The 6,000-nt window shown below is 58.8% G+C and carries 2 protein-coding genes; one reads left to right on the top strand and one right to left on the bottom strand.

All coding sequences use genetic code 11. From position 1 onward, the window contains the following. Positions 1-296: 296 nt before the first annotated feature. Positions 297-2,135, bottom strand: a complete 1,839-nt coding sequence (locus RISK_RS17990) for an AAA family ATPase (protein ID WP_047815713.1) — start codon at positions 2,133-2,135, stop codon at positions 297-299. Between the two features lie 198 nt (positions 2,136-2,333). Here RISK_RS17990 and gyrA point away from each other — a divergent pair, with 198 nt between their 5' ends. Then, a complete protein-coding gene (gene gyrA, locus RISK_RS17995; RefSeq protein WP_047815714.1) occupies positions 2,334-5,282 on the top strand; it encodes a DNA gyrase subunit A in 2,949 nt (982 codons plus the stop codon). Positions 5,283-6,000: the final 718 nt, after the last annotated feature.

Raw genomic sequence — 6,000 nt, forward strand, 5'->3', positions numbered from 1 at the left:
GTCAGTCCTTCTTCATCCCGGTAGGGATGCCAGATGGTAGCCGGGGGTTGCTGCGTAGCAGCGTACCCCAGGGAAACGAGCCGCAAAAAAACTCGCCATCCCGCCGTGGCCAATGGCCACGGCGGGATGGTGAGTGGCGGCGTAGGAGGCATGTCCATCGGTGGCGCTATCGCTTGCCGATGGCTACCATCTGATATCCCTACCGGGATAAAAGTAAAGACAAGGGCGATGCCCCTGGCTTCGATGAGGATGGCCGTTGGCCAACAAAACCTACTGCAACAGCGCAACTTCAAAAGTTATGCTCCGGGTGGGCTGACTTGCTCGGGGTGAGGTTCGGCGGGGGCTTTCAGGTCGATCACGGGACTGCCCCACTGGACGTCCATGGGTTCGCTGCACGAGGTGCAGTTGGTGGTCGTGCCCATCGTGGTGTCATCGATCACCTGAGGCGTGTCGCAGTGTGGGCAGGTGACTCGGATCATGCCGCTGGGTTCGGTCATGGCATCGAGTTGAGCGTCGGTGAGGTCTGGGATTTCGATGTCGGAAGGCTGAAGCGTGGTCAGCAATTCTCGCGTGATTTCCATGGAACCTGCGATTCGGTTTGCCAAGCGGCGGACGCTGCGTTCGAACGAGTTGCGAGACGTCCGGCCGTTGCCAAAGTGGCGATCGCGATTGAAGTACAGATGCGTGAAGCCACGCAGGAGTCGTCGTCGGCTCTGGGTGGGGATCACGTACTGGGCTTTGGCAGCGATCAGTTCAAAGATCCGGCACAGGGCCTCGGGGTCGTAGTCGTCGAAGTGCATGGTGGTGCCGACCCGTGAGCTGAGTCCCGGGTTGCTGCGGATCATCTTCGTCATTTCTTTGGGGTAGCCCGCCAGAATCACAACCAAGCGGTCGCGTTGGTCCTCCATCCGCTTCAGCAGGGTTTGGATGGCTTCGCGGCCGTATTGGTCTTGGCCGCTTTCATCGATCAACGTGTAGGCTTCATCGATAAACAGCACGCCATCGAGCGCTTCGTCGATTTTCGCGTTGGTCTTGGGGCCTGTTTGGCCAGCGTATTCGGCGACCAAGCCACTGCGATCGGTTTCCACCAAGTGGCCCTTTTCTAGCACGCCCAGTCCGCCGTAGATTTCCGCGATGATCCGAGCGACGGTGGTCTTGCCGGTGCCGGGATTGCCAACGAAGGCCATGTGCAGGCTGGGTTTGGTCGTGGGCAAGCCTGCTTGGGCGCGGTGGCGTTCCATCGCCAGGAAGTTCGCCAGCGTTTGAATTTGATTCTTGATGGCATCCAGTCCGATCAAGCGATCCAGTTTGGCTCGCGCGTCGGCCAAGCGTTCTTCGGCCGTTCGTGCGTCAATTTCTTCCGGTTCCTTGGGGTTGGTTCGGGGGGTGTCGGCGGAGGCAGGGGGGCCGCCACCGGTGCGTGTTGGCAGGGGTTTGTTCGCGGCGTCATGGCCGGTGCCTTCATGCAGTCGTTTGGCTTCGGAACGCAACCAGGAGATCGCTTCGCGAGCATTGTCCAGGTCGGCTTGATGATCCAGCGTCGGGGACTCAGGCATTTCCGTCGTCGCGGTGACGCTGGTGGGTGACTTGGCGACGTGCTTGGCGTTTTCCAGGCCATCGAGCAGGGACTGCAACCGTGTGCGTTCATCGCTGCTGTCGTCCCCGTCGACCATCGCGATCAAGTTCGCCATCCGGGTTGCCGCAGTGATGACTTCGCCCCAGCGGTCGCGAAGCGAGGGGATTTCGAGGAAGGGGCGGGTGACTTCGTACCAGGAAAAGCCTTCGGCAGTGGTGATCAGCCAATCGATCGCTTCGTGCAGTTTGCTGCCTTGAACGGTTTCGCCCCACACGTGTTCCAGGAGGATCCGACCAAGCTGGCGTTGTTCGAGGTTGCGAGCGCTGCTGGCGGGCACCATGGTCGCGAACACCTTCATCACGAAACCTTCGTGCAGGTCAGCCATCTGCTGGGGCAGGTTGCGGTTGCTGGCTGATGCGGCCTTGTCGGCTCCTGCCAGCCAACCGTAGCTGCCCTCAGCGATTTCACCCGATTCGACGAACAGATTCAGCGTTTGCTGAAGGGCTTCGCGATACAGCCGAATGGATTGCAGGATCGCGTCGTCGCTGGGGGAACTCATGGCTGGAATCCGAGGGTGACAAGGGCATCAAAAAGACCGTCGTAAGTATTTGGAAAACAATGGCTTGCGTCAATGTTCAGAAAGCCCCACGGCGTTGTGAAAAACGATTGAACGAGGTAAAATAGGCATTCCAACTTTGGGCCTGCGGATCATTGATCGGCACCCGCCCGCTTCCCCCGCGATAAACGAGCAAATCCCTTGGCTGAAGACGGCGAAAATCAGGAACCAGGCGACGAAAACGCGGGCGAAGTGAACGGATCCGCAGAGGACAACGGCGGCCAGGAAAGCGGGGCTGACACCACCGACACCTCCTCCGGTGGCGGGATGGTCGATCCGCCCAGCATTGGAGGTCCTCCCGGTGGTGCGGCCCCACCGCCTGGCGATGACGCCGGCCCTCCTGACCCTCACGGGGGGCATGGTGCGCTGCGGATGGTCAATCTGCCCATCCAAGACGAACTCCGCGAGAGCTACCTGACGTACGCGATGAGCGTGATCGTCAGTCGAGCCTTGCCCGATGTGCGTGACGGATTGAAACCGTCTCAGCGTCGGATCTTGGTTGCCATGAACGACTTGAATCTCGGCCCAGGCAGCAAGCGGGTCAAATGCGCTAAAATTTCCGGTGACACCTCGGGGAACTATCACCCGCACGGTGAAAGTGTGATCTACCCGACGCTCGTTCGGATGGCTCAAGAGTGGAACATGCGATGCTTGTTGATCGACAAGCAGGGGAACTTCGGGAGCGTCGCGGGGTTGCCTCCGGCTGCCATGCGATACACAGAAGCTCGCATGGGCGCCGTCGCAGCCGCGATGTTGGAAGACTTGAAACTCGACACCGTCGACTACATCCCGACCTACGATGAAGCGAGAACCGAACCAACGGTCTTGCCCAGCAAGTTCCCCAACTTGTTGATCAACGGTTCAGGTGGCATCGCGGTCGGGATGGCAACCAGCATCCCACCTCACAACCCGACTGAAGTTTGCGATGCCTTGATCAAGTTGATCGAAGAACCGGACACTTCGATCGATGAGCTGTGCGAGATCATTCCCGGCCCTGACTTCCCGACGGGCGGCATCATCTGTGGCCGCGCCGGCGTGCGTCGCGGTTACAAGACCGGACGAAGCACGATGGTCGTGCGTGCCCGTTGCCAAATCGAAGAGATGAAGGGCAACCGAAGTCGCATCGTCATCACCGAGATTCCTTACCAGCAATATCGCGACCGGATCATTGAAAAGATCGCGGCGCTCGTGAACGGAGACCGAATCAAAGGGATCTCCGGCATTCGCGATGAAAGCGATCTGAAGGAACCCGTTCGATTGGTGGTCGAGCTGAAACGTGGCGAAGATCCCGATGTGATCTTGAACCAGCTGTATCAGTTCTCGCCGCTGCAGGACACGTTCTCGCTGATCTTCTTGGCTCTCGTCGACGGCAAGCCTCGTGAGCTGACGTTGAAGGAGATGCTGGCAGAGTTCCTGCGTCACCGTGTCACGGTCATTCGTCGACGTACCCAGTTTTTGCTTGCTCGGGCCCGTCGTCGCAAACACACCGTGGAAGGTTTGTTGCTGGCACTCGCCAACATCGACGAGATCATTCAAACGATCCGCACCAGCCGCACTCAGCCCGAAGCAAAAGAACGCTTGATGGGCATCCAGTGCCCCGCATCGATGATGCAGCGGGCTCTTGGTGATGTTGGGTTCAAACAGTTCCAGTTGGAACGCGGCGAAGCCGATGCGTACACGCTGACCAGCGTCCAGACCGACGAAATTCTTCGCATGCGTTTGGGCCAATTGGTCAACTTGGAACAGGAGAAGCTCTCGGGCGAACACGCTGAGCTGCTGAAGGAAATCATCGACTACATAGAGATCCTGGCCAGCCCCACCCGGATCAATGGCATCATCAAGGATGACCTTGAGGAGATGAAGCGTCGCTTTGGCAACAAGCGTCGAACCGAGATCAGCAACGAAGAGCTGGGCAACATCGACCTGGAAGATTTGATCACGGAAGAGACGATGGTTGTTTCCATCAGTCACCGTGGTTACATCAAACGCACGCCAACCAGCGTTTACAACACGCAGCGTCGTGGCGGCAAAGGCATGAAGGGTGCCAAGAGCGACACCGAAGATCCAATTGAGCACCTGTTCGTCGCCAGCACGCACGCGTACCTGTTGTTCTTCACCACGGCAGGGAAAGTCCGTTGGCAGAAGGTCTATGACATCCCGCAGCTCGCTCGTGATGCCAAGGGCCGTGCGATCGTGAACCTGTTGCAAATGGAAGAGGGCGAGCAGATCGCGGAGTGCTTGGCCGTTCGCGATTTCAATCAGCCTGGTCACACCATCGTGATGACGACCAAGAGCGGCTTGGTGAAGAAGACTCCGCTCGAACAATACAGTCGACCAAAACGAGGCGGCATCATCGCCATCAAACTTCGCGAAGGCGATGAATTGGTGGATGCTGCGGTGGTTGGACCTGGCGATGAAGTCATTTTGGTCACGTCCGACGGCATGGCGATCCGTTTCCGTGAATCGGATTCGCGTCCGATGGGACGAAACACGTCTGGCGTGAAGGGGATCTCTTTGGTCGGCGACGACGCCGTGGTGGGAATGGTGGTGACCGATCCCGAAGCGACCCTGCTGACCGTTTGTAAGAACGGTTATGGCAAACGAACGCCGTTTGGCCCCAACGTGGCCGACATCTCCGAAGGCGACTCAGATGACAGCAGCGATTCCAGCGAAGGCAGTGACGATGAAAACGCGTCGTCCAGTGGCTCGGCTCGCTATCGCACCCAAAAACGTGGCGGCAAAGGTCTGCGCGATATCAAGACCAGCGAGCGAAACGGCAAGGTGATCGGAATCGCTCGTGTCAACGACGATGACGAGCTGTTCTTGATGACCGCCAAAGGCAAGCTGCAACGAATCAGTGCCGGCGATATCAACGTGATCGGGCGTAACACACAAGGTGTTCGCATCATGAACGTCGATGACGGCGATGAATTGATCGCGGTCGTTCGCGTGCCAGCGGAAGAGAACGAAGGCGAAGATTCCGAAGCGGAAGCCACCACTGAAGCCGATCCCTCCGCCGAAGTCGCGGCAGAAGCCGAGGGCCCGACAGAAGCGGATGCCGGTCCGGAAACGGATGCGGCTCCGGAGTGACGTTGATCAGGTCTGACCTGACAGTCACGGCGATGCGTTCGCGCAAAGCCGTCCCTAAGCACCACGTGAACAACAAGTGACTTAGCGGAAGGGCGCGAGCCCTCCGGTGCCTCACCGGGCGGCTTGCGCCACACCGCTAACATCGTCACTTGTTGTTCACGCGTTGCTAAGCAGGCATGCAGGAGTCTTTGGGGATGGGAGCCGTTTGGCGTTCGCTACGGTTCCCACGCCCTGGCTGGCGCTGGACTGCTAAATTTTGCTATTGGCGCTCTGATAGCAGATGCAAATTTTCTTCCGGCTTCTGTCTTTCTCCATCCCGGTAGGGATGTCAGATGGTAGCCGGGGGTCGCTGCGTAGCAGCACACCCCCGGTAAACGAGCCCCCCCTGATAAACTCTCGCTCCCGCCGTGGCCGAGGGCCACGTCGGGAGGGAGAGTGGCTACGCGGGCATGTCCGTCGGTGGCGCTATCGCTTACCGACGGCTACTCTTTGAAATCCCTACCGGGATGAAAACTTGCGCAAACGAATACGCTCCACAACACCGAACTTTTCGCATTCCAGGATGGCGCTGGGTTGTTCAAAACTTGGTGTTGACACAGCGTTTTCGTGGACAGTTTCTTGGCTGTCACCTCTCCCCCGACGAAGTTGGGGGAGAGGTCGGAGCGAGCGTTCAGCGAGATCCGGGTGAGGGGGCACGCGATGTGTGAAACGAGGCCAA

It is taken from the genome of Rhodopirellula islandica, assembly GCF_001027925.1.
In the GTDB taxonomy this organism is placed as follows: Bacteria; Planctomycetota; Planctomycetia; order Pirellulales; family Pirellulaceae; genus Rhodopirellula; species Rhodopirellula islandica.

Excerpts from the sequence above, each read along its gene's own strand:
- RISK_RS17990 (WP_047815713.1), bottom strand. The coding sequence starts at position 2,135 with ATGAGTTCCCCCAGCGACGACGCGATCCTGCAATCCATTCGGCTGTAT.